This is a genomic window from Haloplanus sp. C73, from assembly GCF_051195115.1.
Lineage (GTDB): Archaea > Halobacteriota > Halobacteria > Halobacteriales > Haloferacaceae > Haloplanus.
In genome coordinates this window covers 36,451-61,875 of record NZ_JBNTJZ010000005.1, presented here as the reverse complement: position 1 = coordinate 61,875, position 25,425 = coordinate 36,451, and the positions used below count along the sequence as shown (strand labels likewise).

General features: G+C 67.6%; 26 protein-coding genes, 1 tRNA gene and 1 pseudogene. 11 read left to right on the top strand and 17 right to left on the bottom strand.

Features of this window, described 5'->3' with window-relative positions:
- Window positions 1-5: 5 nt before the first annotated feature.
- Window positions 6-281, bottom strand: a pseudogene (locus tag ACQUSQ_RS10150) (RimK/LysX family protein); the annotation flags it as partial.
- A gap of 88 nt (window positions 282-369) precedes the next feature.
- Between ACQUSQ_RS10150 and gpmI the strand changes: the two are divergent.
- Window positions 370-1,926: a 2,3-bisphosphoglycerate-independent phosphoglycerate mutase gene (gpmI, locus tag ACQUSQ_RS10145; protein ID WP_435068816.1), complete on the top strand. Its 1,557-nt coding sequence runs from the start codon at window positions 370-372 to the stop codon at window positions 1,924-1,926.
- Window positions 1,927-1,928: 2 nt separating this feature from the next.
- Here the strand turns inward: gpmI and ACQUSQ_RS10140 are convergent, their stop codons facing one another.
- Window positions 1,929-2,558 (bottom strand): TVP38/TMEM64 family protein, encoded by a 630-nt coding sequence (locus ACQUSQ_RS10140; protein WP_435068814.1) that lies wholly within the window; start codon window positions 2,556-2,558, stop codon window positions 1,929-1,931.
- 89 nt (window positions 2,559-2,647) lie between these two features.
- Between ACQUSQ_RS10140 and ACQUSQ_RS10135 the strand changes: the two genes are divergently transcribed.
- A complete protein-coding gene (locus ACQUSQ_RS10135) occupies window positions 2,648-3,028 on the top strand; it encodes a DUF5830 family protein (protein ID WP_435068812.1) in 381 nt (126 codons plus the stop codon).
- Here ACQUSQ_RS10135 and ACQUSQ_RS10130 read toward each other — a convergent pair whose 3' ends face one another.
- Window positions 3,029-3,985 (bottom strand): DUF7115 domain-containing protein, encoded by a 957-nt coding sequence (locus ACQUSQ_RS10130; protein ID WP_435068810.1) that lies wholly within the window; start codon window positions 3,983-3,985, stop codon window positions 3,029-3,031.
- Window positions 3,986-4,074: 89 nt separating this feature from the next.
- On the opposite strand from ACQUSQ_RS10130, the gene ACQUSQ_RS10125 reads away from it, so the two are divergent.
- Window positions 4,075-4,233: transfer RNA gene (locus tag ACQUSQ_RS10125), tRNA-Met, on the top strand.
- Between the two features lie 63 nt (window positions 4,234-4,296).
- Window positions 4,297-5,034 carry a hypothetical protein gene (locus ACQUSQ_RS10120; protein WP_435068808.1) on the top strand — a complete coding sequence of 246 codons (738 nt, stop codon included), beginning with the start codon at window positions 4,297-4,299 and terminating at the stop codon, window positions 5,032-5,034.
- Window positions 5,035-5,040: 6 nt separating this feature from the next.
- On the opposite strand, the gene ACQUSQ_RS10115 is transcribed toward ACQUSQ_RS10120, so the two are convergent.
- The 3 genes from ACQUSQ_RS10115 to ACQUSQ_RS10105 all read right to left on the bottom strand — a co-directional run bounded on the left by ACQUSQ_RS10115 (window position 5,041) and on the right by ACQUSQ_RS10105 (window position 8,395).
- Window positions 5,041-6,171 (bottom strand): tubulin/FtsZ family protein, encoded by a 1,131-nt coding sequence (locus ACQUSQ_RS10115; protein WP_435068806.1) that lies wholly within the window; start codon window positions 6,169-6,171, stop codon window positions 5,041-5,043.
- Window positions 6,172-6,218: 47 nt separating this feature from the next.
- Complete coding sequence (locus ACQUSQ_RS10110) at window positions 6,219-7,397, bottom strand: tubulin/FtsZ family protein (RefSeq protein WP_435068804.1); 1,179 nt, start codon at window positions 7,395-7,397, stop codon at window positions 6,219-6,221.
- A 116-nt stretch (window positions 7,398-7,513) separates the two neighbouring features.
- On the bottom strand, window positions 7,514-8,395 hold the full coding sequence (locus ACQUSQ_RS10105; protein WP_435068803.1) for a DUF4352 domain-containing protein: 882 nt from the start codon (window positions 8,393-8,395) through the stop codon (window positions 7,514-7,516).
- A gap of 95 nt (window positions 8,396-8,490) precedes the next feature.
- Here ACQUSQ_RS10105 and ACQUSQ_RS10100 point away from each other — a divergent pair, with 95 nt between their 5' ends.
- Together ACQUSQ_RS10100 and ACQUSQ_RS10095 are read left to right on the top strand one after the other, a co-directional pair.
- Window positions 8,491-9,930: a replication factor C large subunit gene (locus tag ACQUSQ_RS10100; RefSeq protein ID WP_435068801.1), complete on the top strand. Its 1,440-nt coding sequence runs from the start codon at window positions 8,491-8,493 to the stop codon at window positions 9,928-9,930.
- A 30-nt stretch (window positions 9,931-9,960) separates the two neighbouring features.
- Complete coding sequence (locus ACQUSQ_RS10095) at window positions 9,961-11,025, top strand: zinc-dependent alcohol dehydrogenase family protein (RefSeq protein WP_435068799.1); 1,065 nt, start codon at window positions 9,961-9,963, stop codon at window positions 11,023-11,025.
- Here ACQUSQ_RS10095 and ACQUSQ_RS10090 read toward each other — a convergent pair.
- Window positions 11,022-11,867, bottom strand: coding sequence for a COX15/CtaA family protein (locus tag ACQUSQ_RS10090; RefSeq protein WP_435068797.1), 846 nt, complete (start codon window positions 11,865-11,867; stop codon window positions 11,022-11,024). The genes ACQUSQ_RS10095 and ACQUSQ_RS10090 overlap by 4 nt on opposite strands.
- A gap of 184 nt (window positions 11,868-12,051) precedes the next feature.
- Here ACQUSQ_RS10090 and ACQUSQ_RS10085 point away from each other — a divergent pair, with 184 nt between their 5' ends.
- Window positions 12,052-14,310 (top strand): NADP-dependent malic enzyme, encoded by a 2,259-nt coding sequence (locus ACQUSQ_RS10085; RefSeq protein WP_435068795.1) that lies wholly within the window; start codon window positions 12,052-12,054, stop codon window positions 14,308-14,310.
- Here ACQUSQ_RS10085 and ACQUSQ_RS10080 read toward each other — a convergent pair.
- Window positions 14,307-14,960 (bottom strand): ribonuclease H, encoded by a 654-nt coding sequence (locus ACQUSQ_RS10080; RefSeq protein ID WP_435068793.1) that lies wholly within the window; start codon window positions 14,958-14,960, stop codon window positions 14,307-14,309. The genes ACQUSQ_RS10085 and ACQUSQ_RS10080 overlap by 4 nt on opposite strands.
- Before the next feature lie 82 nt (window positions 14,961-15,042).
- Between ACQUSQ_RS10080 and ACQUSQ_RS10075 the strand changes: the two genes are divergently transcribed.
- Entirely contained in the window at window positions 15,043-15,546 is a 504-nt protein-coding gene (locus tag ACQUSQ_RS10075) for a CBS domain-containing protein (protein ID WP_435068791.1), read from the top strand.
- Window positions 15,547-15,582: 36 nt separating this feature from the next.
- Here ACQUSQ_RS10075 and cmk read toward each other — a convergent pair whose 3' ends face one another.
- Window positions 15,583-16,197, bottom strand: a complete 615-nt coding sequence (gene cmk / locus ACQUSQ_RS10070; protein WP_435068789.1) for a (d)CMP kinase — start codon at window positions 16,195-16,197, stop codon at window positions 15,583-15,585.
- 267 nt (window positions 16,198-16,464) lie between these two features.
- On the opposite strand from cmk, the gene ACQUSQ_RS10065 reads away from it, so the two are divergent.
- Window positions 16,465-16,725 carry a hypothetical protein gene (locus ACQUSQ_RS10065; RefSeq protein ID WP_435068787.1) on the top strand — a complete coding sequence of 87 codons (261 nt, stop codon included), beginning with the start codon at window positions 16,465-16,467 and terminating at the stop codon, window positions 16,723-16,725.
- 54 nt (window positions 16,726-16,779) lie between these two features.
- Entirely contained in the window at window positions 16,780-16,965 is a 186-nt protein-coding gene (locus tag ACQUSQ_RS10060; RefSeq protein ID WP_435068785.1) for a hypothetical protein, read from the top strand.
- Between the two features lie 85 nt (window positions 16,966-17,050).
- Here ACQUSQ_RS10060 and ACQUSQ_RS10055 read toward each other — a convergent pair whose 3' ends face one another.
- The 4 genes from ACQUSQ_RS10055 to ACQUSQ_RS10040 all read right to left on the bottom strand — a co-directional run bounded on the left by ACQUSQ_RS10055 (window position 17,051) and on the right by ACQUSQ_RS10040 (window position 20,353).
- The gene (locus ACQUSQ_RS10055) at window positions 17,051-17,374 is read right to left on the bottom strand and encodes a 2Fe-2S iron-sulfur cluster-binding protein (RefSeq protein WP_435068783.1); all 324 of its coding nucleotides are present in this window, start codon (window positions 17,372-17,374) and stop codon (window positions 17,051-17,053) included.
- A gap of 2 nt (window positions 17,375-17,376) precedes the next feature.
- Window positions 17,377-18,789 carry a DASH family cryptochrome gene (locus tag ACQUSQ_RS10050; RefSeq protein ID WP_435068781.1) on the bottom strand — a complete coding sequence of 471 codons (1,413 nt, stop codon included), beginning with the start codon at window positions 18,787-18,789 and terminating at the stop codon, window positions 17,377-17,379.
- A gap of 122 nt (window positions 18,790-18,911) precedes the next feature.
- Window positions 18,912-19,529: a metal-dependent hydrolase gene (locus tag ACQUSQ_RS10045; RefSeq protein ID WP_435068779.1), complete on the bottom strand. Its 618-nt coding sequence runs from the start codon at window positions 19,527-19,529 to the stop codon at window positions 18,912-18,914.
- Between the two features lie 17 nt (window positions 19,530-19,546).
- Window positions 19,547-20,353 (bottom strand): 2-keto-4-pentenoate hydratase, encoded by an 807-nt coding sequence (locus ACQUSQ_RS10040; RefSeq protein ID WP_435068777.1) that lies wholly within the window; start codon window positions 20,351-20,353, stop codon window positions 19,547-19,549.
- A gap of 120 nt (window positions 20,354-20,473) precedes the next feature.
- On the opposite strand from ACQUSQ_RS10040, the gene ACQUSQ_RS10035 reads away from it, so the two are divergent.
- Entirely contained in the window at window positions 20,474-21,181 is a 708-nt protein-coding gene (locus ACQUSQ_RS10035) for a helix-turn-helix domain-containing protein (protein ID WP_435068775.1), read from the top strand.
- Here ACQUSQ_RS10035 and hmgB read toward each other — a convergent pair.
- The 4 genes from hmgB to ACQUSQ_RS10015 form a co-directional block, all read right to left on the bottom strand.
- Window positions 21,178-22,515, bottom strand: a complete 1,338-nt coding sequence (gene hmgB, locus ACQUSQ_RS10030; protein WP_435068774.1) for a hydroxymethylglutaryl-CoA synthase — start codon at window positions 22,513-22,515, stop codon at window positions 21,178-21,180. The genes ACQUSQ_RS10035 and hmgB overlap by 4 nt on opposite strands.
- 290 nt (window positions 22,516-22,805) lie before the next feature.
- Window positions 22,806-23,075: a hypothetical protein gene (locus ACQUSQ_RS10025; RefSeq protein ID WP_435068772.1), complete on the bottom strand. Its 270-nt coding sequence runs from the start codon at window positions 23,073-23,075 to the stop codon at window positions 22,806-22,808.
- 40 nt (window positions 23,076-23,115) lie between these two features.
- Window positions 23,116-23,553, bottom strand: coding sequence for a type IV pilin N-terminal domain-containing protein (locus tag ACQUSQ_RS10020; protein WP_435068770.1), 438 nt, complete (start codon window positions 23,551-23,553; stop codon window positions 23,116-23,118).
- Complete coding sequence (locus tag ACQUSQ_RS10015; protein WP_435068769.1) at window positions 23,540-25,387, bottom strand: hypothetical protein; 1,848 nt, start codon at window positions 25,385-25,387, stop codon at window positions 23,540-23,542. Before ACQUSQ_RS10015 ends, ACQUSQ_RS10020 begins: the two co-directional genes overlap by 14 nt.
- Window positions 25,388-25,425: the final 38 nt, after the last annotated feature.

The window sequence follows — 25,425 nt, the reverse complement described above, 5'->3', positions numbered from 1 at the left end:
GACGCCTACTCTTCGAGCATCTCGGGCGTGTCTCGCTCGTCGCTGTCCGCCCGCCGCCGCACGTCGACCCGGTAGTGTTCGAGGACGTCGCGGCCGAGCAGCAGGGGGTAGTCCATGTGGCTCCGGTCCTCGACGCTCGCGGTGACGGTGTGTTGGGTGCCGCCGATGCCGATGACGAGGTCGACCACCGGGCGCGCCTTCCCGGATTTCACGCTCCCGGATTTCACGCGCATCAGGCTCTTTATCGGCCCGGCGCCGATGTCAGCCGCGAGGCTGAGTTCGTTCGGGTGCCGCTGGGGAAAGGCGTGCCGGTGAACTGGGTCGTGTCGATGCAACAGCTAGTTAACGACCCGTGGCATCGCCTCTGACATGGACGCCGCGCTCGTCATCCTCGACGGCTGGGGGCTGGACGGCTCGGGCCGGAACGCCGTCTCGACCGCCGACACACCGACGTTCGACCGGCTCTACGCCACCGGCGCCGCCGGCGCGCTCGATGTCTCCGGCCGCCGGGTCGGACTCCCCGAGGGACAGATGGGCAACAGCGAGGTCGGGCACCTCAACATCGGCGCCGGACGGGTCGTCACCCAACCGCTCGCCCGCATCGACGACGCCATCGAGCGGGATACGGCGACCGACGACTCGCCGCCCGACCCCGCCGGCGACGGCTCTTTCTTCGAGAACGGCGCGCTCCGGAGCGCCGTCGACCACGTCGGCGCGACGGGCGGGCGCCTCCACATCATGGGCCTCGCCAGCACCGGCGGCGTCCACTCCCACCAACGTCACCTCCACGCGCTCATCGAACTCGCCGCCCGCAACGACGTCGAGGCCGTCACCCACGCCTTCACCGACGGCCGCGACACGGCGCCGACCGACGGCGTCGACTTCGTCGACGAACTCTCGACCGTCGCGGCGGAGCAGGGAACGGGCGACGTCGCCACCGTCATCGGGCGGTACTACGCGATGGACCGCGACGCCAACTGGGACCGGACGAAACGCGCCTACGACGCCATCGTCGACCGTGAGGCCGACCACGTCGCATCGACCGCCGTCGACGCCGTGCGCGCGGCCTACGGTCGCGGCGAGACTGACGAGTTCGTCGAGCCGACGCTCGTCGAAGGCGGCCCCGCGCTCCGCGACGGCGACGCCGTCGTCTTCGCCAACTTCCGCGCCGACCGCGCCCGCCAACTCGTCCGCCTCCTCGCCGACGTCGACCCCGAGTGGTCGTTCGACCTCGACCAGCCCGACGTCCGCCTCGTGACGATGACGGCCTACGACGAGCGGTTCGACTTCCCCGTCGCCTTCCCACCGGCCGACCTCTCCGACACGCTCGGCGAAGTCCTCTCGAAGGCGGGCAAGACCCAACTCCGCATCGCCGAGTCCGAGAAGTACGCCCACGTCACTTACTTCCTCAACGGCGGACGCGAGGTGGAGTTCGAGGGCGAACACAGACACATCGTCGAGAGCCCCGACGTGCCGACCTACGACCGCCAACCGGAGATGAGCGCCGTCGGCGTCACCGACGCCGCCATCGACTACATCGAGCGCGAGGACCCGGACGTGCTGGTGTTGAACTACGCCAACCCGGACATGGTGGGCCACACCGGCGACTTCGACGCCGCCGTCGAGGCAGTCGAGGCCGTCGACACCCAACTCGGCCGACTGGTCGACGCCGTCCACGACGCCGGCGGCCACGCGCTCGTCACCGCCGACCACGGCAACGCGGAGGAGATGGGGTCTCCCGACGACCCACACACCGCCCACACCCACAACGGCGTCCCCTTCGTCTACGCCGCGCCGGGCACGGACCCGACGGGCGGGCGCCGCGTCCGCTCGGGTGGCTCGCTGTGTGACGTGGCGCCGACGCTGCTCGAACTCGTCGGCGTCGAGAAACCGGCCGCGATGACCGGCGAGTCGCTCTTGCAGTGAGGTTACTGCCGCCCGTAGGTTCGATAGGCTGGCCCCGCGAGCGCCAGCAGCGCGAGCAGCCCCGCCCCGACGACGACCCGCGGGTCCAGCACGGCGGCCAGCGACACCGAATCGAGCGAGGCGAAGGAGTCGCCGGCGACGACGCCCGCCGCGACCCACGGAACCTCGCCGACGGCCGTCCCCAGCGCGAACGTCCGGACCGGAATACCTGCAACGCCCGCGCCCGCGGACACCACGTCCGAGGGCAGGGGTAGGAGCCGACTGCCCGCGACGCTCCGCAGCGCGCCCGCCTCGGCGACGAACCGCTCGCCGGCGCTGGCGACGGTCCCCGTGCCCGCGCCTCGCCCGGCCACCCAGTACGGCGGCAGACTCGTCACGACGACGAGCGCGAGCGCGAGGGGGAATCCCCGCAGTCCGAGGCCGTAGCCCGCGACGACGGCGATGAGCGTCGTCGGCCACGCGAACAGGGGCCGGACCAGCGCGACGAGCGTGAGCGCCACGGTCAGCCGAAGTGGGTCGGCGGCCACCCACGCCAGTCGGTCGAGGACGACGGCCGGCGAGACGAGGACGCTGAGGACGCCCACCAGCGCGAGGAGGCCCGCGCCAGCGAGGAGCCGAGTGCGACGGCGCATACGCCGTGGCTCGGCGCCCCCGTGCAAACGGTTTGCGCTTCGTCGGGCGGAGCCGAGACGTTGATGGGCGCGCGCATCGAACGCCGGCTGTGACCGAGGACCGACCGCCCGAGCCGACCGACGACCGGGTCGCCGTCGCGCTCGACTTGCTCGCCGCCATCGAAGCCGACTCGCTCCCGCTGTCGGCCGTCGTCGACCGCATCGAGACGGTGACGACCGACCCGACGCTCGTTCGGACGGTCCTCGACGAGGCGGAACTCCGCGGTATCATCGAGCGCGACGCGGACCGGGTTCGGATGCGACGCGACGGCTTCGTCCGCTTCGAGCGCGACGTCGTCACTCGCGACGGCGACTACGACTGTCGGCGCTGTGGTGCGTCGCTCTCGACCGGCCACTTCGTCCAGTTCGAGAGCGGCGAACTCGGCCCCTTCGGGCCTGAATGCGTCCGAAAAGTGCTGGGGCGGGCGTAGTCAGCGGCCCTGCCGAAGCTCCTCTATCAACTGCTGGATGGTCTGTTCCTGTCGCTCCAGCCGCTCGTTTTGCTCCTCGACGAGCGACCGGAGGTCCGCCAGTTCCTGCGCGATGTCGTCGTCCGCGACGCCGGCCGATTCGAACCCCGACCCGCCGAACCCGTCGTCGGCCGTCGTTTCGGCGTCCGTCGGTTCGGGCGCTTCCTCAGTCCCGTCCTCGCGCTCGATGTCGCCGTCGACGCCGCTCGTGTCCAGCGGGTCGGGGCCGTCGCCGAAGGAGACGCGGCCCTCCGGGTCGGTGGCCGCGTCGTCCTCTGCTGGCGTCGCTGCCTGTCGGAGTTCGTCGATGTCGTCGACGCCGTGGTACGCACACACCGCGTCGACGAGGCTCTCGCGGAGCGCCCGCGCCTGCTCGTTCGGCGCCTTGAACCGCTCTTGGCTCCCGCCGAGGGTGATGACGACGGACGTGGCGACGCTCCCCTCCTCGAAGTCGAGGTCGGTCACGTCCTCGAAGTGATACGACTCGTAGTCCTCGTCCCAGACGGCGCCGCCGATGTGGCGGACGACCCGCGCGCTCGTGACGACGATGGTCAACTCGCTGAACCGGAAGGTCTGTTTGATGGTCTCGCCGGAGTCGGTGATGCCGCGGGCGTTCAGGACGCCGGCGAGCACCGGATGCAGCACCTGATCCAATTGTTTCGTCGGCACCGAGAACGTCTCCTCGCCGTCGAGGCCGTAATCGAGCGTTATCTTGGCCTTGCGGCGCCCCTCGGACACGCTGACGCGTTCGGCGTCGTGGGGGAACTCCTCGACCGTCTCGTCGGAGAGCAACCCCTCCGCCCGGTAGACGAGCGTCCGCGTCGGCGTCACGAGAAGCAGGTCGTCACCGCCCAAGCCCACGCGCGCCGCCACCGACTCGCCGTCGAGGGCAGACTGGACGATATCCGGCTGACTCATGCGCGGACTGTCCCCGCCGCGGATGATAAATCCGGGGGGTGGACTGATATGGGAAGTTTCAAGGGCGGCATCGGCTTACGGATTACTGCGCCCGGGTGGCTTAGCTGGACATAGCGCCGCACTCATAGGGTATTCGAGCTTCGGTGCGGATACACCTCGGCCTTGGAAGCCTCCGCCTCCCCTGAGGCCCGCCGAGCCTCGTAACCTGGGACATGCGGAGATCGTGGGTTCGGAGCCCACCCCGGGCATTCTCTCGTTCTGACTACTCCCGAGCGAAAACGGTTAACCACCCCGCTGAGTATCACCGACCGATGCAGACGGATTCCGAGCTCGTCGCCGCCGTCAGAGCCGACTTCCTCCGGTTGCTGACCGCGTGGCGCGGGCTTCTGTTCTCGATGGACTCGGACAGCCATCCCGTCCGGAACCGCTGGCGTCCCCAGACGACCCGCGACCGTCTCGTGTTCTGGCTGTGGAGCGTGTTGGGCACCGTGCTCATCGTGGCCGCGTACCCCTTCGCAGTCGCCGGGTTCTGGGTCCGGTACGTGACCCGACGGCTCGAGCGCATCGCGACTGGTCTGGGGTTGTTCGTCATCCTCGCCACCGTGGCCGTCGTCTGGGGTGCGCTGACGGTGCTCGCGTGGGGCGAGTTCTCCGCCGCTGGGTTTCAAGCGGTCCTCATAGCCAGCGTCGTCGCGACGGCCTCCGCCGGCCTCGCGTGGGGCACCGCTCGCGTCGGCGGCCGGCCGCTGACCCTCCTCGCCGCCTACCCCTTCGTCGTCGCGGCGATATTCCTGCCGCCGGTGACGGCCGCGCTCGTCTCGCCCACGCTGGGCGAGATTATCCTCCCGCGGAGCACGTCGCTGGCCGCGTGGCTCCTCGACAACGTCCTGTTCGTCGGCAACCTCAACGAACTCATCCGCCGCCAGTTCAACCTCTCCGGCCTCGCGTTCGTGGGGATGTGGTCCGGACTCGCCGTTCCAATCGGATGGGGACTGGGACTGCTCGTCACGTTCGCCAACGCGGTTCGGCCGCGACGTGACGAGCGCTAAGAGCCGTCAGTCCGCGCCGTCTATCGTCTGTTCGGCACCGCGTTCGTACTCGACGGCTCGTTCCTGCAGCGAATCTATCTGGGGGACGTCGGTGACGTTCGAGAGCAACACGACGGCTGCGACGGTCGAGGACCCCGCTCGCGGGTCGTCGCCGGCGAGCACTTCGACCGTCTCCGTCTCCTCTTCGAGCCACTGACGGGCGCTTTCGAAGCCACGCCGCGAGAGCTTCTCCGGCGGCCCCGACAGCACGACGAGCACTCGCTCGGCGCTCGACACCTCACAGGGGAGGGTCAGCTGTGAGTTGAGCGACTGCCTGACGAGGCTCTGAATCTTCCCGGCGTCCGTTCGCTCGTCAGTGTCCTCTTCCTCGCCGAACAGGAGTGTCCGAAGCCACGACAGCAACCCGCCGCCGTCGTCGAGTTCTATCGACGCGTAGCCGACGGAGGCGACGCCACCCGGCGAGAGCGTGCGGATGATGTCGCTGGAGTCCAGCGTGTTCGCCCCAATCGCCGAGGGGTCGATGTCGCCTCTGGCAAACAGCGTCACGACTCGGTCGGCGAGCTGACGATTCGCCCGCTCGTACTCCTCGTCGATGGCCTCGGCGTCGGCGTCGACCCAGCGGTCGTTGTCGAACAGCAGGGTGCTGTCGGCGGCGGGTACGATGGACCTGAGGGCTCGGGCCGCGTTCAGCGAGGCGCGGTCGTCGTCGTCCGCGCCCGGCAGAACCCCGAGGACGTACACCGGCTTGTCGTACAGCTCCTGTAACCGCTCGACGATGACGGCGCCGGCGCCGCTTCCGGTCCCCCCGCCCAGACTCGTCACGACGAGGACGCCGTCCAGCTTGCGCATCGTTATCGAGTCGAGGGCGCGCTGAATCTCGGGGAAGTCGGTGCGAGCCACCTCGACCGCGAGGTCCTGGTCGCCGTCGACGCCGTCATCGACCTCGCGATGCGTGTCGCCAATCGTCACGTGTTGGGACGACGGGACGTGGTCGAACTCGTCGTCGACAGTGCGCGAGATGTCGACCGTCAGCAGGTTTCCGTAACACAACTGCCGGTCACCGTCGGTCTCGATGCCGCGAATCGTGTCGACGAGGCGGCCCCCGGCGCCACCGACGCCGACCATCGCGAGCTTCATCGCTGGCCTCGGCGCGAAAGCGGAGCGCGTTCAGTTCGAGACACGGTTCAGACGACGGGGTCGAGGTCGTCGTTTTCGTCCGTAATCAGGTCGTTAATCTTCTCCTCGCGCGCCGCTTGCTGCTCGGCTATCTGTTCTTGGGCGTCGACGGCCTGATTCTGAATCGTCTCGATGCGCGGTGCGTCCGAGACGTTCGAGAGGAGTACGGCCGCGGCGAGCCGAGACGAGTTCTCGCGCGGGTCGTCGCCGACGAGCACTTCGACCGTCTCGGCCTCCTGTTCGAGCCACTGGCGGGCGCTCTCGATACCCTTCCGGGAGAACTCGCCCGGCGGGCCGGACAGCACGACGAGCACTCGCTCGGCGCTCGACACGCCGCAGGGGAGCGTCAGCCGTGAGTTGGTCGCTCGACGGACGAGCGACTTGATTTTCGTCGCTTGACTGGCGTCGTCGAGCGGGTCCTCCTCGGTGGAGCCGCCCCATCTGTCCAGCAGGCCCTCGGGCTGGGCATCGACTGCCGTGGCCGCGTATCCGATGGAGGACACGCCGTCGGTGTCGAGGGTGCGGATGATGTCGCTGGAGTCCATCGCGTTCTCGGCCACCTCCGAGTCGTCGGTTTCGCCCGCGGCCAACAGCGTCACGATGCGGGCCGCCAGTTCGCGGTTCATCTCCTCGTACCCCTCTTCGATTGTCTGCTCGCGAGCGCGCCATGCGTCGTTGTCGAAGCCGATGAAATTGTCGACCTTGTTGACGAACGACTGGAGGGAGCGCGCGGCGTTCAGCGCCGGGCGTCCGCCCTCGTACTCGCCGGGGAGGACGCCGAGGGCGTACACTGGTTCGTCGTACATCTCTTGGAGAGCGTCGATGACGACCGGGCCACCGCCGCTGCCGGTGCCGCCGCCGAGGCCGGCCGCGACGAGAATCGCGTCGACGTTGTGAATCTCGATGTCGTCGAAGGCGCGCCGTATCTCGTCGATGTCGGAGGACATGACCTCGGCGCCGATTTCGACGTCGCCGCCGACGCCGTGACCCTTCGATTTCTGGTTCGTGTCGCCGACCAGAACGCGCTGCTCTTCGGGGATGTATTCGGGCTTGGCGAGGTCCGTTCGGGCGGTGTTGATCGCGTGGACGTGTCGACAGAGGTTTCGGTTGGTCTCGGATTCGAACTCGACCATCCGGTCTACAACCTTACTTCCGGCGTTGCCGACACCGATTGTAGCGAGTTTCATGACCGTTGGTCACGATAACTATGCCGAAGGGTATAGTTAATTTGGTTCGGTTAGGGAATCGTTTCACCCTAAGCGTCGCGTTCGCGGCGGTACGCGCTACTGCCCGTCTTCGGCGACTACTTCGTCCACGTACACTTGACATCGCCTTCTGGGAACGACTTGTCCCAGACGACGCTGAGGTCTCGGACCTGCGTTCCCTCGGGGACGGCGTACACCAGTTCTCCCCGTCTGACCGTTCGCCCCGCGAGTTCGCCGCCCTCGTAGGGGTTCTCGGCCACCTCTTGGTGCTGTGGGCGCGATTCCCCGCCGACTTTGAGGTCGAACGACGAGGCGGGTGGCGCTGTAAGCGGTTCCTGCAACCTGTTTCGAACGTCGAGACTGATGACGGCCCACGTTTCGCCGTCCGGTGCCTGCGTCGGCGTTGCCGTGGGTGTCGGCGTTGCTGTCGCCGTCGCCGTCGCTGTCGCCGTCGAGTTCGTCGACTCGTCACTCGTCGGATACGCCGACTCGAACGCCCCCCCGAGGACGTTGATGTAGAGGCCGTTCGGTACGGCGTAGTAGTTGCCGAAATCGAGCTCTCGCGGCGTGATTTCGATGGACCACGTCTGGTCGAATTCGGACAGCCGGAAGTGGAGCGTGGTCAGATACTGCGGGAGGAACTCGGGGCTGTGCCACTCGGCCGTCTCGCCGGCGGGAATGTCCATCTCGATTTCGCCGGCGGTCTCCCACTGGCCGTCACCGACTCGCATGTCCAGTTCGGACGTGAACGTTCCGGCTCCCGTTCCGGTGTTTTCGATGGCGATGACGAACGTCGTCGCGACGTTCAGGGTCTTCGAACCGGGGAAGCGAGTCCCCCGGATTTCGAAGTTCGGGTCGCCGGTCTGGGTCTGAGTCGACGCCGACGTCGGCGTCGCTGTCCCGTCGTTCGACCCGGTACCACTCGAACAGCCGGCGAGGGCGGCGATACCCGCCGAGGCGAGGAACACACGGCGTCGCATACCGCAGAATCCGCGTGGCCGACGTAAATGGTGTCCGGTTCCGGTTCGGAGGGCGCTCCGCAATCACTAAACGCGTCTCCCACCTTCATCGGGTAATGACCGACTGGACGGAGAAGTACCGCCCGTCGACGCTCTCGGCCGTCCGGGGCAACGACAAGGCGCGCGACGCCTTGGAGAAGTGGGCGAAGACGTGGGACGACCACCGCGAGGCCGCCGTCGTCCACGGAAGCCCCGGCGTCGGGAAGACGTCGGCGGCCCACGCCCTCGCCGCCGACATGGGGTGGGAGACGGTCGAACTCAACGCCTCCGACCAGCGCACCTCGGACGTCATCAAGCGGTTTGCCGGCCGTGCGTCCAAAAACGCCACGCTCGCCGGGTCGACCGGTGGTGACGACACCGGTGGCCGGCAGTTAATCATCCTTGACGAGGCGGACAACATCCACGGCAACTACGACCGCGGGGGCGCGAGCGCGCTCACTCGCGTCGTGAAAGACGCCGACCAGCCAATCGTCCTCCTCGCCAACGACTACTACGACATGAGCCGCGGCCTGCGCAACGCCTGCCGCGAAATCGAGTTCCGCGACGTCTCCGCGCGCTCTATCGTCCCCGTCCTCCGCGACATCTGCCGCCGGGAGAACATCGAGTTCGAGGCGGACGCCCTCGACCGCATCGCGGAGGTGAACGACGGCGACCTTCGCTCGGCGGTGAACGACCTGCAGGCCGCCGCGGAAGGCGACCGACGGCTCACCGTCGACGACGTGGTGACGAGCGACCGCGACCGTAGCCTCGGCGTCTTTCCGTTCCTCGACGCCGTGCTGAAAGAGGAGTCGGCCGAGGAGGCGATTCAGTCCGCCTACCGCGTCGACGAGACGCCGGACGACCTCACGAAGTGGATTGCCGAGAACGTCCCGAAGGTGTACGAGGGGGCGGAACTCGCGCGGGCGTACGACCACCTCGCCGACGCCGACCGGTGGCTCGGACGGGTGCGCGCGAGTCAGGAGTACAGCTACTGGCGCTACGCGACCGACGCCCTCGCCGGCGGCGTCGCCGCCGCCCGCGACGGGGAGAAAGGCGGCTGGACACGCTTCAACCGCCCGCAGTTCTGGCCGTCATCGGACTCGACGGCCGACGAGGTAGTCCGGAAGGTAGCCGAGAGCGGCGGGTTCAGTATGGCGACCGCCCGGCGCGAGGTACTGCCCTTCCTCGCCGCCATGACCCACCACTGCAAGCCCCGCGACCTGACGGTGGCGATGGCCGCGTACTACGACCTCGACGAGGCCGCCGTCTCCTTTGTCACCGGGAGCGGCGAGACGACGAACAAGGTGGAATCCATCGTCGCCGACGCACAGGAGTTGCGCGAGTCGGCGATGGAGGACCACTCCGACGCGTTTGGCGGGGAGTACGCCGACGCCGAGGCGACGCCCGAGGCGACCGACGCCGACCCTGTGGCGTCGGAGGAAGCGGACGACGTCGACGATGCCGACGACGCAGACGACGATGACGACGGCCAAGCGGGCCTCTCCGATTTCATGTGAGCTTTTGCGCTGGCCCCGCGTGGGGCCGGTATGCGTGCGGCCGTCCTCCGTGACCACGGCGAACCGCTCTCTATCACCGACGTCGAGCGCCCCGACCCCGCGCCCCATGGCGCGGTGATACGCGTCGAGGCCTGTGGCATCTGTCGGAGCGACTGGCACGCGTGGCAGGGGCACGGCGAGTGGGTCGGTGACCGGGTGCAGGACGGCCAGATTCTCGGCCACGAACCCGCGGGTCGCGTCGTCGCCGTCGGCGACCGAGTCGAGCGCGTGGCGGTCGGTGACCGCGTCGCCGTCCCCTTCAACCTCGGCGACGGCACCTGTCCGCAATGCCTCAGCGGCCACGGCAACGTCTGTACGGACGGCCTCGCCCTCGGCTTCCAGCAGGAGGCACAGGGCGCGTTCGCCGAACAGGTCCACTGCCCCCACGCCGACTACAACGCGATGGCGCTTCCCGAGGGCGTCTCCGCGCGGTCGATGGCGGCGCTCGGCTGTCGGTTCATGACCGCGTTCCACGCGCTCACCGCGCGGGGCGACGTCGGCGCCGGCGACTGGGTCGCGGTCCACGGCTGTGGTGGCGTCGGCCTCTCGACGGTCCACATCGCCGACGCTCTCGGCGCGCGCGTCGTCGCCGTCGACATCAGCGAGGAAGCGCTCGAGTTGGCGACCGACCTCGGCGCCGACGCCACCGTGAACGCGGCGGACGCCGACCGTGAGGTGCCCGAGGCAGTCCGAGACATCTCCGACGGCGGCGCCCACGTCTCCGTCGACGCCCTCGGTGTGGCCGAGACGTGTCGCAACTCCGTGTTCTCGTTGCGGCGGCGCGGCACCCACGTTCAGGTCGGGCTGACGACCGACGAGGAGCGCGGCGAGGTGGCCCTGCCAGTCGAGCACATGGCGATGCTGGAGGCCGACTTCCACGGCGCCCGCGGGATGCCGCCGACGCGATACGACGAACTGCTTCGCCTGCTGGAATCGGGCGCCATCGACCCCGCGCGCCTCGTTCGGCGCGAGGTGTCGCTGGACGAGGTGCCGGAGCGACTGGCCGCGATGACCGACTACGGGACGACGGGCGTCGAAGTGGTCACCGAGTTCTAACTGGCGACCGACCCCGAGCGACTGGGGGGAGTCCGGCGAACGAGCGCGATGACGGCGACGATGCTGACACCGGCAAGCAGGAAAGCGAGCGCGTTGACGACGCGGACCGTCGGCGTGTAAAACACGAGGTCACGGCCGAGCAACATCGCGGCGAACACGAGCGCCACGGTGCCGGCAGTGACGAGTCGGAGTCGCGGCACGGCCGAGGCGGCGAGCCACCGGGTCGCGGCGAGGAGGGTGCCGACGCTGACGAGCGCCGCGCCGTAGAAGACGGCCTGTCCCGCGGGGCCGTACGGCGTCGGCGCGAACACCCGGCTGACGAGCGCGCTCACGACCACCGCGCCGAACGCGACGTTGAGCGCGCGTTCAACCCGGTCGAGGGCGGGACCCTCGAACTCCCACGCCGAGAGCGTCGTCCACACGAGCAGCGAGAAGATGGTGAGCGCGACGACGAGGTGTGCGCCCTGCGTCGGCGGGGAGTAGCCGTTGGGAAAGAGCCCGCTCAGGGTGACGGTCACGGCGCCGATGCTAATCTGGAGCGGGAGGAGGACGACGGCGAGAGTCGCGGTGAGGCGGGTCGTGCGGTCCGGGCGTCGCCACGACCAGATGGCGGTGCCGAGGATGAACCAGCCGGTTATCATGGCGACGAGGCGGTGGAACCACTCGATGAAACTCGGGATGGTCTGGGGGAGGAGTCCGTTGTCACAGAGCGGCCACTGAGCCGAGCAGGCCAGTCCGGACCCCGTCGCGGCGGTGTAGACGCCGAGCATGACGAGCGAGAGCGTCAGCCCCGTCGTGAACGCGGCGAAGCGAGGGAACGTAACCCGGTCGCGAAGGCGCATACGCGCGGCTCGGGACCCAGTACACTTAGACCTGTCCGAACCCTCCCGACATCGGGGAACGACCCGTTCCGTTGATGTACCCACACCGACGACGGTGATGCGCTCCGAACTGGTCGCTGTCTGCCGAATCTGGGTGTCGACGCGCCACGGAAGGTTTTTTGGCCGTCCCTCTGTGGTCGCGGGTATGGGACTTGACGACGACGCCAGGGAGTACCACAGACAGGACCCTCCCGGCAAAATCGAGATTTCGACGACGAAGCCGACGAACACCCAACGGGACCTGAGTCTCGCGTACTCCCCCGGCGTGGCGGCCCCCTGTCAGGACATCAGCGAGGACGCCGACATGGCCTACGAGTACACGTCCAAGGGGAACCTCGTGGGCGTCATCTCGAACGGCTCGGCGGTACTCGGGCTGGGCGATATCGGCGCGCAGGCGTCGAAACCCGTCATGGAGGGGAAGGGCGTCCTCTTCAAGCGCTTTGCCGACATCGACGTCTTCGACATCGAACTCGACTTCGACGACCCGTCCGACATCGTCACGGCGACGAAGGCGATGGAACCCACCTTCGGCGGCATCAACCTCGAAGACATCAAGGCGCCCGACTGCTTCGAAATCGAGGAGCGGCTTCGCGAGGAGATGGACATTCCCGTCTTCCACGACGACCAGCACGGCACCGCCATCATCACCGGTGCCGGCCTCGTCAACGCCGCCGACATCATCGACAAGGACCTCGAAGACCTGACGGTCACCATCTCCGGTGCGGGCGCAAGCGCCATCGCCACCGCCGACTTCTACGTCTCGCTCGGCGTCGAGCGCGAGAACATCACGATGTGTGACTCCTCGGGCATCATCACGACCGACCGGGTTGAGGACGGCGACCTCAACAAGTACAAGGCCAAGTACGCACAGGACCGCTCGGCCGGTGACCTCGCCGACGCGATGGCGGGCGCAGACGTCTTCGTCGGCCTGTCGGTGGGCGGCATCGTCAGTCAGGAGATGGTGCAGTCGATGGCCGACAACCCCATCATCTTCCCGATGGCAAACCCCGAGCCAGAAATCGGGTATCACGAGGCCAAGACCGCGCGCGACGACACCGTCATCGTCGGCACCGGGCGCTCGGACTTCCCGAATCAGGTGAACAACGTCCTCGGCTTCCCCTTCATCTTCCGGGGGGCGCTCGACGTGCGCGCGACCGAAATCAACGAGGCGATGAAAGTCGCGGCGGCCCGCGCGCTCGCCGACTTGGCGCGCAAGGACGTGCCCGACGCGGTGGTGAAAGCCTACGGCGACCAGCCGCTCCAGTTCGGCCCCGAGTATATCCTCCCCAAACCCGTCGACCCGCGAGTGATGTTCGAGGTTGCGCCCGCCGTCGCCGAGGCGGCCATCGAGAGCGGCGCCGCGCGCAAATCTATCGACCTCGAAACGTACCGCGAGGAACTGGAGGCGCGACTCGGCAAGTCCCGCGAGATGATGCGGGTCGTCCTCAACAAGGCCAAGACCGACCCCAAGCGGGTCGTCCTCGCTGAGGGCGCCGACGAGAAGATGATTCGGGCCGCCTATCAGATAACCGACCAAGGCATCGCGACGCCCGTCCTCATCGGCGACCGAGACGACATCTGGACGACGATGGACGGACTCGGCCTCGATTTCGACCCCGAAATCGTCGACCCCGTCAACGACGAACTCGACGCCTACGCCGACCGCCTGTACGAACTCCGCAAGCGCAAGGGCGTCACCCGCCGCGAGGCGAGCGAACTCGTCCGTGACGGCAACTACCTCGGTAGCGTCATGGTGGAGATGGGCGACGCCGACGCAATGTTGACCGGGCTGATGCATCACTACCCCTCGGCGCTTCGCCCCCCGCTCCAGATTATCGGGACGGCGGACGACGCGGAGTACGCGGCGGGCGTCTACATGCTCACCTTCCGCAACCGCGTCATCTTCGTCGCTGACGCGACGGTGAATCAGGACCCCGGCGCCGACGAGTTGGCCGAAATCGGCCGCCACACGGGCGAACTCGCCCGCCGGTTCAACGTCGAGCCGCGAGCCGCGTTCCTCTCCTACTCCAACTTCGGGAGCGTGGACAACGAGGGGACGCGGAAGCCGCGACAGGCGGCCCAGACCCTCCGCGAGGACCCCGCGGTCGACTTCCCCGTCGACGGCGAGATGCAGGCCGACACCGCCGTCGTCGAGGACATTCTCAACGGCACCTACGACTTCGCGGACTTGGAGGACCCCGCGAACGTGCTCATCTTCCCGAATCTCGAAGCCGGGAACATCGGCTACAAACTCCTCCAGCGACTCGGCGGCGCCGACGCCATCGGCCCGATGCTGGTCGGCATGGACAAGCCGGTCCACGTCCTCCAGCGCGGCGACGAAGTGAAAGACATCGTCAACCTCGCGGGCGTGGCCGTCGTCGACGCCCAAGAGCGCGACGACTAGTCGCTGGCACGACGCTCGGCCCGCGACGGCGGCGGAATCTCGCCGTCGTCGGCCGTCGCTCGGCTCGGCTGGCCGCGATTACTCCCGTCGGTGTCGGGGACGACGCAGTGTTCCTCGCGGTGGTTGACGTGTGCGTACTGCTCGGGCGCGTTCGCGAGCGGATGCGCCGGGTTGACGCGGCTGTCGATACGCGCCGCCCGAATCTCGTCGAAGGTGGCGATGCGCGCCCGGATGCCGCGCCAGTGGTACTCGCTTCTCGACGGCACGTCGAGCGGCCGGGTCGGCTGCCAGTCCGGATGGTCCGCGGCAAGGACGGCGTGGTTCACGTTCGCCGCGAGGTCGTCGTGGTCGATGAGGACGCCCACGCGCGACCCCGGCGGCGCCCGGGCGGCGAGGACGTCCAGCCCGAGGTGGAGCGCCCGATACTCCGCCACGTTGTTGTCGGGCGGCGTGTCCGGAAGGGCGACTCTGGCGACTCGCGTCCCGTCTCGCGCTTCGATGACGGCCCCCAGACCGCCACCGTTGGCTCGATAGGAGCCGTCGGTGGCGACGTAGAAGTGCCGGTGGTGGGTGCGCGGCGGATGCGCGATGTGGGGCGTCGGCGAGTCGTCGAACAGGTTCCTGAGCGTCGACCGGCCGTGAACGGCCATACCTCACCTTTGCGGTGCCCTTACTTAAACGTACGGCGCGGGGGACCCAAACACCTACCTCGGCGTCGGCCGTTCGACCGATGTGACTCTGACAGCCCGCGACCTGATGGAGACAGACGTCGAGACGGTCGCCCCCGGCGACGAGGTGAGCGAGGTGCTCGGACGACTGGCCCGCGCCGACTTCAACGGATTCCCCGTCGTCGACGACGAGGGCCGCGTCGTCGGCATCGTCACTCAACACGACTTGGTCCACCTGTTCCAGACCGAAGATAGGGTGCTGTGGCTCCCCATCGGGCTCCCGCCGTTCACCGAGACGCTCACCTACGCCATCGACGTGTCGTGGGACGACCTCGACCTCGGTCTCGACCTTGCGAAACACGCCGGCCGCCCCATCAGCGAGGTGATGACGGCGGACGTGGTGACGGTCGCCCCCGAGGCCGACCTCGACACCATCCTCTCCCTGTTGGCGGACGACGAGCGAGACATCAACCGGTTGCCGGTCGTCGACGACGGCACTCTGGTTGGTATCGTCGCTCGGCAGGACGTGTTGCGGGCCGTCCGCGACGAGCGCGAAGCGGCGCGCTGAGGGAAGTCGAGGGCGACACAGAAACGACCGCGGCCGCTAAATCGTCACGTCGCGCGTCGTGAACGCGCCCTCGTCCGTCTCGGGGTCGTAGTCCTCGACTGCCGTCAGCACCATGTCGCGGACGGTGTCTGCGTCCCACCGCGCGGTGTTGATGGAGAGGTCGTAGAACGACTGGTCCTCGACGTCGATACCGTAGTAGCTCTCGTAGCGGCCGGCCTCGCTCACTTCACGGACGCGCATCACGGCGGCAATCTCCTCTTGGTCGCTGAGGCGCTCGATGCGGACCTCCTCGGGGGCGTCGAGCCAGATGCGCAGGTCGGCGCGGTTGCCCGCGAGCCACCCCGCGAGGCGGGATTCGAGGATGAAGGCCTTGTTCGCCGCGCCCCACTGCTCGGCGATGCGGCGGAGTCGCTGGTCGAGCGCACGGTCGATTTCGTCGTCCTCCTCGGCCTTGGCGATGAGTTGCTGCAGCGAGAGGTCGCGCTCGTCGGCGAGGTCACGGAAGATGTCGCCGCCGATGACGTATCCGCAGTTCAGCGCGTCCGCAAGCCCCTCAGTGAGTGTCGTCGCACCACAGCCCGGTGGCCCGGAGACGGTGATGAACAGGTTACTGTCGACTTGCCGCTCCGTCGTGGCGCTCGAATTCGACATGAACGTTCGTTCCCACCTACGCATCACCGTGGTTAAGAGAACACCGGTTCGTGACTGGCGCCGACGCCGTGTGCGGTGCCCGATATGTTCTGGCGTGAAACTGTGAATAAAAGAGTTAGAACAGATAATAAAATGTTACGCGCTCGGTGAGGCGGCTGTCAGCCGACGCGCCCGCGCGCTGGCAGGCGATGAAATGCCCCGAAACGACGGCAACGCTCGGCGGGGTATATGGGGTCGGGTCTGTATGACGTAATCGAGGTGTCCCCGATGTCGAACTCGTCTCCCACCCCACCGATTGACCGCTTGCCCCGCCCCGACGACTTCGTCGACTCGCGGCTCGTTCGCCTGAGCCGCGCCGTCGTCGTCGCACCGCTCCGGTTTCTGGCGTTCTGGACCGCAGTCACCCTCCCCTTCCTCTATCTGCCCCTCCTCCTCGGCGGCCTCGACGGCCAGCAGGTCACGGTGTTTCTCACCCTCCTCGCCGTGAACGCCGTCACCCTCGTCCTCGGTCACGAGTACGGCAAGTGACTCTGCCGGCGAAAAAGCTAATCAATTATGTAACTGGGGAACGAGCGGTGTCGTATGCTCGGTCTCAAGCAGCGTGGCCTGATCGGTATCGTCCTGATGGTAGTGGGAACGGTCGCGTTCCTCCCGACCGTCTTCCCCGGAACGACGCGGACAATCGACCTCGTCGCCGTCGCCGCGGCGGCGCTTCTCACGCTCGGCACCTACCTCGTCGGTACCGACGTCGACGGCCGCCCGGTCTGATAGGGGTCTCGGCAGTCATCCGCGATTCTCGCCGGGACGGTCCGACGAGAATCGGTGGACGGTTACGATACCCTCTGACCTGCCATCACTCCCGGCGCCCCCACACAACCTTCTCCGGGAGGCGTACCCGCGCGTCCTCGGTCAGCCGGACCTGACAGGAGAGCCGCGGATACCCCCACCGCTCCGCGAGGCCATCGTGCCAGTGGGTCGCGTCCGGTCCCTCGTCGATTCGGACGCCGCACGTCCCACACAGCCCTCGGCCACCGCAGTTCACCCGCTCCGTGAGCCGGGTGTACGGCGAACAGTCGCCGTCCCGGAGGACGTCTCTGAGCGTCGCTCCCTTCGGCGCGACCAACAGCCCCTCGCCGTCGACGCGGACGTACACCACCTCACAACGCTCGCCCGTCACGGTCACTCCTCCCGGAGCGTCTCGGGGTCGACTATCGGGTCGGGGTACGCGAGGCCGGCCCGTTTTGATTCGGGGAGCGTCCACGGTTCGTGGGCCGCCTCGGGGATCAGTCCATCGAGTTCCGGGAGCCATCGGGTTACGTACTCGGCGTCTGGGTCGTATCGGTGGGCCTGCCACAGTACGTCGAACGACCGGTCACGGGAGTCGTTGCCCACGCCCGCGACGTACGCCCAGTTACCGTAGTTCGAGGCCGGGTCGTAGTCCACCAGTTCCGTCTCGAAATGCGCCGCGCCCTGCCGCCAGTCGATTCGCAGGTCGTTTGCGAGGAAAGAGGCGGCGTTCTGCCGACCCCGGTTCGACAGATAGCCCGTCGCCGCCAGTTCGCGCATGGCGGCGTCGACGAAGGGGACTCCCGTCTCGCCGCGTTTCCACCGTTCGAGCGCCTCGACGTCCTCGTTCCAAGCAATCTCGCGCTGGCGGATGCCCCCCGGCGTGAAGAACGTCCCGCCGTGCTTCTCGAACTGGAACTGGAAGAAATCGCGCCACGTGAGTTCGAACCGGAGCCAGTACGTCGAGTCGTTCGCCACCCGCCGGTCCTCGTAGTCGTCGATTTCGGCACTCACCCGCCGCGGCGAGAGACACCCCTCGTTCAGCCACGGCGAGAACTTCGAGGAGTAATCCCGCCCGAGCAACCCGTTTCGCGTCTCTTTGTACTCGCGGAGCGAATCCGTCTCCCAGAGGTACTCGTCGAGGCGGTCGAGCGCCGCCGTCTCACCCCCTTCGAAATCGAGCGCACTTCGGTTGTCGATTGGGTCGACGTCGACGCCGAGGTCGGTCGGCGTGGGTATCTCTCCTGAGTCGAGTTCCGGACTCGGGGGAAGCGGTGGCACCGACGCTGGCTCTCGGACCGTCGCCGCCGACTCCACCGCCTTCCGGAACGGCGTGTACGTGTCGTCGATTTCTGATACGTCGCTCGGTAGGTCGTCGGGGTGATACAACGTGTGCCCCCAGTGGGGTATCAGGTCCGCGTCGACGCGGTTTTCGACGCGCCGCTCGACAGCCTTCTCCTCCGGCGTCGGGCGCGTGTGGACGTGGACCGCCTCGGCGTTCACCTCCGAGGCGAGCGAGTCGATGACCTCGGCTGGGTCGCCGACGCGGACGACGAGGTCGCTCCCCCGGTCACGGAGACGCTCGCGGAGGTCGGCCACGGCGTCGATTCGAAACCGCGTCCGCTGTCCGGCGGTCTTCTCGTAGGTGAACGAGTGGTCGCCGCCGAAGTCGGTGAGGCCGTAGTGACCGGTGTCGAAGACGGACACCGGGAGCAGTCGGTCGGCGTCGGCAGCGGCGGCGAGCGCCGGGTTGTCGTGGAGGCGGAGATCACGGCGAAGCCACAGGAGCGCGGTGTCGGCGGGCATCGGGAGCCGTAATGCCCGCAGTCACGTGAAAGCGAGGCCTCATACGGGTTAGCGTGAGTCATGACCGGTGGTTCGCCGCCCCGTCTCAGCGAACCACCGGCAAACAGTCACACTACCCCGTATCAGCGCTCCTCCAGAAATCGCGCACCGAGGGTAAAGGCGCCGAGACCGACCACGAGCAACTGAAACCCCGAGCGGACGACCGGGAAGATTCGCTCGACGTTCGTTGGCTCCTGTCCCGGCGTCGGGTCGACGCCCGTCCAGTAGTGGGTGTTTTCGGTCGTCCGGTCGGGCGCGCCGGACAGGTCGACGAACGTCTGGACGACGCCACGCTGATTCGACAGCAGAAGCTCCCCGTCGACGGTCAGGAACCGGTCGTAGAAGGGGTAGAACGCGTTGACGCCGTTCGTCATCAGGTCTGGCAAAATACCGCCGAACACTAGTGCGGCGACTGCGACCCACGCGACTCGCGTCCCGCGCGCCCCCCACCGCGTGTGCAGTCGTGACACCCGGCTCAGTCGGGTGTCGTAGGTGAGTGCCACCGTCGCCATCGCGGGCACGACGAGCGTGTGTAACAGCGCCCGGTGCGCTCCCTGCACGTAGAGGCCGACGAAGGTGTCCAAGTCGGGCACGGCCGTGGCGGCGAGGACGACGGCCACCGCCCGACCGTCGAACTCCTCGCCCAGTAGCGCGGCGGCGACGATACCGCCGATGGCCAAGTGGACGACTGTCGATGGCATCACCTAGACTCTACACGTCAGAGGCTTGAATCTCTCGGGGGGCGCGACACGGTGACACTCCCCAGCGACGCAAAGCGTGCCTCGACCGTATCGCCCGGCTCGACCGGCACCAGTTCGGTCAGCGACCCGGTGGAGACGATGTCGCCCGCCGCCAGTCGCTCGCCGTGGTCCGCGAGCGTCTCCGCCAGCCACGCCACGACCCGCACGGGCGAGCCAAGGACGTCCGCGCCGATACCCGTCGCCGTCCGCTCGCCGTTTCGCCGGACTTCCACGCCTTCGAGCGCCAAATCGAATCCGGTCGGGTCGGCGGTCCGCTCCCCGTGAACCACCCGCGCGGCGAGGGCGTTGTCGGCGACGGCGCTCCCCGCGGTCATCGTCCAGTCCGCCACCCGCGAGTCGACGACTTCGAGGACGGGCACGACCGACTCGATGGCGCCGAGGACATCTATTGCCGTCACCGGCGGGTCGAGCGCGCTGCCGAGCCGAACGGCGAGTTCGGGTTCGAGTTTCGGGTCGACGATCCCGCTCGCGTCGAGTCGCCCCTCGGATTGGACGGTGTCGGCGAGGACGCGCCCGTAGGCGGGCGAATCGACGCCGAGCGTCGACTGGATGGCCTCGGACGTGAATCCGACCTTGTAGCCGACGGTCGGGCCCGCCCGGTCCTCGCGGCGGTCGAGTGCGGCCCGCTGGATGGCGTAGCCGTCCGCGACGGTGAGGGTGTCGGCCGACAGTTCGTCGGGGTCGAGCGGGTCGCCCCGGCGATACGCTTCGTCGAGGCGCTCGCCGAGTCGGTCGGCCTGCGCGTCGTCGATGGTTCGGGTCACGGCCCGTTCTTGACGAGGCGCTGGCTAAAGTTGTCGGGCGACCCCCCGAGTCGGTAGCCTTTTGCGCTCACCGACCCCCCCGTTTGGTATGCTGTGGTTCCAGGGTCGGAGGGGTGGCCGATGAGTGACGAGCCCCGCGACGACCTCGCTCGACGCATCGCCGGCGAGATAACGCTCAGCTCAAATCCCGGTGCGACCCTCCGCAAGTGGCGCACCGACTTCGACGTCTCACAGACCGAACTCGCGGAGCGACTCGACGTCTCCTCCTCGGTCATCTCCGACTACGAGAGCGGACGCCGCGAGAGTCCCGGCATCGGCGTCGTCAGCCGCATCGTCCGGGCGTTGCTCGACATCGACGAGTCCCGCGGCGGCGGGCGCATCCGCCAGTACGCCCGCGTCATCTCCGCTGGCTTCGAGAGCGACATCGTCCACGACCTTCGGGAGTATCCCACCTCGATTCCGCTGGAGCGGTTCTACGAGGCGATGGAAGCGACCGAAGTAGTGCCCGGGGAGCGCGACCACGTCAGCGGCCACACCGTCATCAACAGCATCGAGGCCATCACGCGACTCCCGAGCGAGGAGTTCTATCGCCTCTACGGCCAGAGTACGAACCGCGCGCTCGTCTTCACGGACGTGACGCGCGGGGAATCGCCGCTGGTCGCGCTCCGCGTGGTGAACCCGACGCCGAACGCCGTCATCCTCCACGGATTGGAGCCGGATGACCTCTGGGAACACGCGACGGCGCTCGCGAAAATAGACGGGTTCGCGCTCGCGGTGTCGACCTGTGACTTGGACGAGGCGCTCGCGAGACTCCGCGAACTTCCCTAGTCGACGTACTCGTACTTGCGCTCGTTCATCCGGCCCCAGCCGGTGAAGACGAACTCGCCGCTCGGCACCGTGAACTCCTCGAGTTCCCGCTCTTTCTCGTGGTTGTGGGCGTCGTGGACGCGCCCGTACTCCTCGAAGCTCAGGTCGTAGCGCCGAGCGAGTTGCTCGTCGATGTTGAGCGCGTCTATCTCCTCGCGCCAGCCGTCGGCGACGGTTTCGGAGTGAATCTCGGCCTGCGCGCCGGAGCCGTAGGAGCCGACGAGGAGTCGCTCGCCCGAGAGGGCACGGCCCATCTCAGCCGCCGTCTTGAGCGCGCTCGCGCGGGCGACGTGGACGGAGCCGGTGTACCAGTTGCCGACCCGTCGCGAGAGCGTAAGCGTCGGGTCGATGGCCTCCGCGTACCACGCGTCGTACGTCTCGGTCTCCTTCAGCGCGTCCATGTAGTCGCGGATGGCGTCCTCGTAGGCATCCCAGTCCTCGTACTCGTCTCGACGCGGCTGGCGACCGATTTCGTCGGCGAGGCCGTCCTCGACGTCGGTGTCGCGGGTCATGTGTCGGAAGCCGAGAAGGGCGGCCTTCCGCACCATCCCCGGGAACGGCGTGTGGAAGGGGATGTATTCGAAGTCGTCGGGGTGGGTGCGACCGGCGACCGACTCGAAGTCTTCGAGCGCCTCGCGCATCCGCGCCAGATACACCTGCACCGAGCGTTTGCCGTCGACACTGGGGAACTGCTGGTTGGGCTTGAGGAAGTCCGTCTCGTCGGCGCTACCGTAGCCCTGTTCGGTCGAGAGTTCGACCAGATTCGGGTTCTCGGTCACGAGCATGGCGACGGCGCCCGCGCCCTGTGTCGCCTCGCCGGGGTCGCCGCGGGCGTAGAGCGCGGTGTCGGTGGCGATGACGAGCGCCGCGCGGCCACGGTTCCGTCCCGCCTTAATCCAGTTGTACGCGTCGTCGATGCTCTGTGTGCCGGCGACGCAGGCGAACTTCCGCTCGCCCTTGTTCGCGTGGTGGAAGTCGCCGTCGTAGACGTCCTCCAGACAGCCGGCGATGTACGTCGATACCGGCTTCGAGTTGTCGAAGGCGCTCTCGGTCGCGACGTCGATACGGCCGATGTCGTCGGGTTCTAGCCCCTTGCGGTCCATCAGCCGCTTCGCCGCGTTCGCTCCCATCGTGACGATGTCTTCGTACGTGTCCGGGAACGACGAGGCTTCGAGTCCCAACCCCTTCGTATACTTCTCTGGAGAATCGTCTTTGGCCGGGGCGAACGTCTCGGCCAAGTCGAGCTTGAGCTTCCCCGTCCAGATTTCGAGTGCGTCGATGCCGACGGCAGTCATACCCTCGGGTTGCGGGAGACGCTATATGGGTTTGTCGATGCTGGGTACGTCGTTTGTCGAATGTTAGTTCGTCGCAACCGAGGTCGAGCGACCGAAGGGAGCGAGACCTCGGTGCGAAGCGGCGAGCGGAGCGAGCCGCGGAGCAGGGGGAGGAGCTGAAGGGAACGAGACCTCGGGCGGAGCGGCGCGAGAGCGCCAACGAGTACGTCCGCACCTCCGCGGTTCACTCCGTTCACCGCTCCGGTTCGAGAGCGGACTCGCGGTGCGCGTCCGCTCTCGCCGCTCTCGCTTCACAACCCACCCTGCCCACCCCGAAACCCGACCGAGAGGTCGACGTCGCTCGGCAGGAGCGTCCCCGCCGCGCGCTTGCGGACGACGACCCCCGTCAATCCCGCGCCGAGCGCCAGCCCGAACGCGACCATGATGGCCATGACGCGCGTGGCGGTCGGGCCGTTCAAGAGGAGTAGGCCGACCAGCCCCACGCCCCAGAGTGCGGCGAGTGCGCTGACGAGGAGGAAGCAGAGACCGAGTAGGCCGGCGAGTCGCGCTGTCGCGCCCATGCGCGGACGACGCTCTCGAAGCTCCTGTAGGTTGTGGGTTTCAGCGACCGACGCGGACCGTCACGGTCCGGTCGAGGAGGAGCGTCCCCGTGTCGGTGTCGGCGAGCGTGACCCGGACTCGCGCGTCGGGCGCGAGGCTCAGCCCCGAGCGCACCCAGCGCTCGCCGGGGTCGAATCGCGCGTCGCCATCGCTGTCTTCGACCGTGCCGCTCGCCCACGTGATGCCGGGTTGGTCCGTGCCGTTGACGGCGACGGTGAGTTCGAGGTCGGTGGTCGCCACGCTCTCGCCGCCGGCGTGAGCGAGTTCGATGCGCTCCTCCGAGACGTCGACTGTTACTTGGGCGAGCGTCTCCTCGTCCGGCGACGCGGCGTCGCTGAGGAGATAGGCGCCGGCGGTAGTGACGACGATGACGACCATGCCGATGGCCAGTATCTCGCCGACAACTTCCGACTGCCCGCGGTCGCTACGGCGGGTCACCGTCGGCATCCCCGTCCGCTTGGTCGATTCTCATTGCCTCTTCGACGACGACGCCGTTTTCGTCGGCCACGAGGATGGTCACTTTGAACTCCTCGTCCACTCCGTAGCCGACCGTCACTTGGGTACTCCGGGACGCCTGTGTCATGTTCTCCACGGTAGCGCCACCGTTGCCGTCGCGACTGACGACGCCGAGATACACGTTCCGGAAGTTGCCGTTGGTGTTGACGCTATAGTCGAACTTGTACCGCACGTTGTTGTTGCTCCTATCGGTGATGAAGTAGGAGTCGAGCGACGGGCTTCCGGATTCGCTCAGGTCGTCGTTGCTCGGATTCTGCGTGTCAGCGACGTCGGTGACCGTCCGTGTCTGACCGACCGTGGTTCCGCCGCTCTCGTCTGTGTAGTACGCTTTCACCTCGATTTGGTACTCCGTCTCTGCGCCGTAATTGGTCTGAAATTGTACGCTTCCCCGCTCGGTCTGGGCCACTTCCGTCCCACCACCACCGTTCTGGGAGGAGAAGGTCACTTCGACGCGGTCGAACTGACCGTTCGCGTTCGACGCGTCGTAAGAGACGATGTAGTTCGGGGCATTAGTGTTGATATTCGTCAGGTCGTCGACCCGGACTCGGAGGTTCGGCGTTCCCGGTCCGCTTCCGCCACCACCGCCGCCTCCACCCGCCGCCGTCCGCTCGGTCACGTTGAATGTCACTTCCGACTCCGGCCCGCTCAGGCGCTCGACTGTGAGCGTTATCTGCCCCTCGCCGCCGGTGTATCTGACCTGTGCGCGGCCGTCTGGGGCCACCGTCGTCCGATTGACGTCGACCAGCGACCGCCCCTCGGTGACGTTTACGGTCATGTCGTCGGGGTAGGTCGTGGGGTCGACGGGGTTGTTGTAGCGGTCACGCACCTCGACCACGAGCGGCGTCCCCCGCGCCAGCGACGTGTTCGTCTCGGTCACGTTGGTCACGTACGCTGGCTGTGGCGTCTCGCCCCCGCTGCCGACGCCGACGAGCGCCGTCCGCAGGCGGTAGGTCCGGTTGGCTTCGAGTTGGATGCGGACCGTATCACCTGTCTTGGTCACGCTCGTCACGTACCGCGCGTTGTTCGGGTCGCCGGCGGGGTCGAGTTCGTCCGCGAGGAGCGACTCCCACGCGCTCTCCGAGAGCGTCGACGGCACCGTCACGTTGAGTCCGTCGCCGGTGCCTCGGACCGTCGTCGACTCTCGAATCGTGCTGAGCGACCGCGGCTCGACTTCGAGCGCGCGCACCTGCGACTGCGAGAGCGAGCCGTCGACGGCGACGAGCGTCACTTCGTTCCCGCGGACGATTGGCTGTTCGCTCAGGGCGATGCTCCGACCGTTCTCGAAGCTGTTGACGACGACGCCGCTCTGATACGTCGTCCGGGGCGCGTTCTGATAGACGCTGTAGGAGGGGGCGTAGCTCAGGTGTTTGGTCGGGACGGTTCGCGAGCCGTTCAGATAATCCCGCGTCTCCGGGTTCGTCGCGCTCACGTTGTGGACGCCCATCTCGCCCGCGTCGCTGGTCGCTATCGTCCCCGACGCGGGAGGCGGGTTCACGAACAGCGCGCGCTCGGGGTACTGGGTGCCCATCTGGATGCTGACTGACCGGAAGCCCTCCCTGCCTGCGGTTTCGAGAATCGCACCGCGGAGGTTGAGGACGTCCTCTTGGACGGCCTCGCTGTGTTGGAACTCGACGCGCTCGTTCTGCTGGGGGACGACAGTCGTCTGATACGTCGCCAGAAGGAGTACGAGAATCCCGAGTAGCAACACTGCACCGACTTGGACAGTAACCCCTCGACGGTCGCCCCGGAAACTCATCGCTCAGTTTTCAGGAGGGACACGCAAAAGGTTGCCGC

Excerpts from the sequence above, each read along its gene's own strand:
- ACQUSQ_RS10110 (WP_435068804.1), bottom strand. The coding sequence starts at position 7,397 with ATGAAACTCGCTACAATCGGTGTCGGCAACGCCGGAAGTAAGGTTGTA.
- ACQUSQ_RS10105 (WP_435068803.1), bottom strand. The coding sequence starts at position 8,395 with ATGCGACGCCGTGTGTTCCTCGCCTCGGCGGGTATCGCCGCCCTCGCC.
- gpmI (WP_435068816.1), top strand. The coding sequence starts at position 370 with ATGGACGCCGCGCTCGTCATCCTCGACGGCTGGGGGCTGGACGGCTCG.
- cmk (WP_435068789.1), bottom strand. The coding sequence starts at position 16,197 with ATGTCGAATTCGAGCGCCACGACGGAGCGGCAAGTCGACAGTAACCTG.
- ACQUSQ_RS10035 (WP_435068775.1), top strand. The coding sequence starts at position 20,474 with ATGAGTGACGAGCCCCGCGACGACCTCGCTCGACGCATCGCCGGCGAG.
- ACQUSQ_RS10120 (WP_435068808.1), top strand. The coding sequence starts at position 4,297 with ATGCAGACGGATTCCGAGCTCGTCGCCGCCGTCAGAGCCGACTTCCTC.
- ACQUSQ_RS10050 (WP_435068781.1), bottom strand. The coding sequence starts at position 18,789 with ATGCCCGCCGACACCGCGCTCCTGTGGCTTCGCCGTGATCTCCGCCTC.
- ACQUSQ_RS10045 (WP_435068779.1), bottom strand. The coding sequence starts at position 19,529 with ATGCCATCGACAGTCGTCCACTTGGCCATCGGCGGTATCGTCGCCGCC.
- ACQUSQ_RS10130 (WP_435068810.1), bottom strand. The coding sequence starts at position 3,985 with ATGAGTCAGCCGGATATCGTCCAGTCTGCCCTCGACGGCGAGTCGGTG.
- ACQUSQ_RS10090 (WP_435068797.1), bottom strand. The coding sequence starts at position 11,867 with ATGCGCCTTCGCGACCGGGTTACGTTCCCTCGCTTCGCCGCGTTCACG.
- ACQUSQ_RS10065 (WP_435068787.1), top strand. The coding sequence starts at position 16,465 with ATGTCGAACTCGTCTCCCACCCCACCGATTGACCGCTTGCCCCGCCCC.
- ACQUSQ_RS10140 (WP_435068814.1), bottom strand. The coding sequence starts at position 2,558 with ATGCGCCGTCGCACTCGGCTCCTCGCTGGCGCGGGCCTCCTCGCGCTG.
- ACQUSQ_RS10085 (WP_435068795.1), top strand. The coding sequence starts at position 12,052 with ATGGGACTTGACGACGACGCCAGGGAGTACCACAGACAGGACCCTCCC.
- ACQUSQ_RS10095 (WP_435068799.1), top strand. The coding sequence starts at position 9,961 with ATGCGTGCGGCCGTCCTCCGTGACCACGGCGAACCGCTCTCTATCACC.
- hmgB (WP_435068774.1), bottom strand. The coding sequence starts at position 22,515 with ATGACTGCCGTCGGCATCGACGCACTCGAAATCTGGACGGGGAAGCTC.
- ACQUSQ_RS10080 (WP_435068793.1), bottom strand. The coding sequence starts at position 14,960 with ATGGCCGTTCACGGCCGGTCGACGCTCAGGAACCTGTTCGACGACTCG.
- ACQUSQ_RS10060 (WP_435068785.1), top strand. The coding sequence starts at position 16,780 with ATGCTCGGTCTCAAGCAGCGTGGCCTGATCGGTATCGTCCTGATGGTA.
- ACQUSQ_RS10015 (WP_435068769.1), bottom strand. The coding sequence starts at position 25,387 with ATGAGTTTCCGGGGCGACCGTCGAGGGGTTACTGTCCAAGTCGGTGCA.
- ACQUSQ_RS10025 (WP_435068772.1), bottom strand. The coding sequence starts at position 23,075 with ATGGGCGCGACAGCGCGACTCGCCGGCCTACTCGGTCTCTGCTTCCTC.
- ACQUSQ_RS10115 (WP_435068806.1), bottom strand. The coding sequence starts at position 6,171 with ATGAAGCTCGCGATGGTCGGCGTCGGTGGCGCCGGGGGCCGCCTCGTC.
- ACQUSQ_RS10100 (WP_435068801.1), top strand. The coding sequence starts at position 8,491 with ATGACCGACTGGACGGAGAAGTACCGCCCGTCGACGCTCTCGGCCGTC.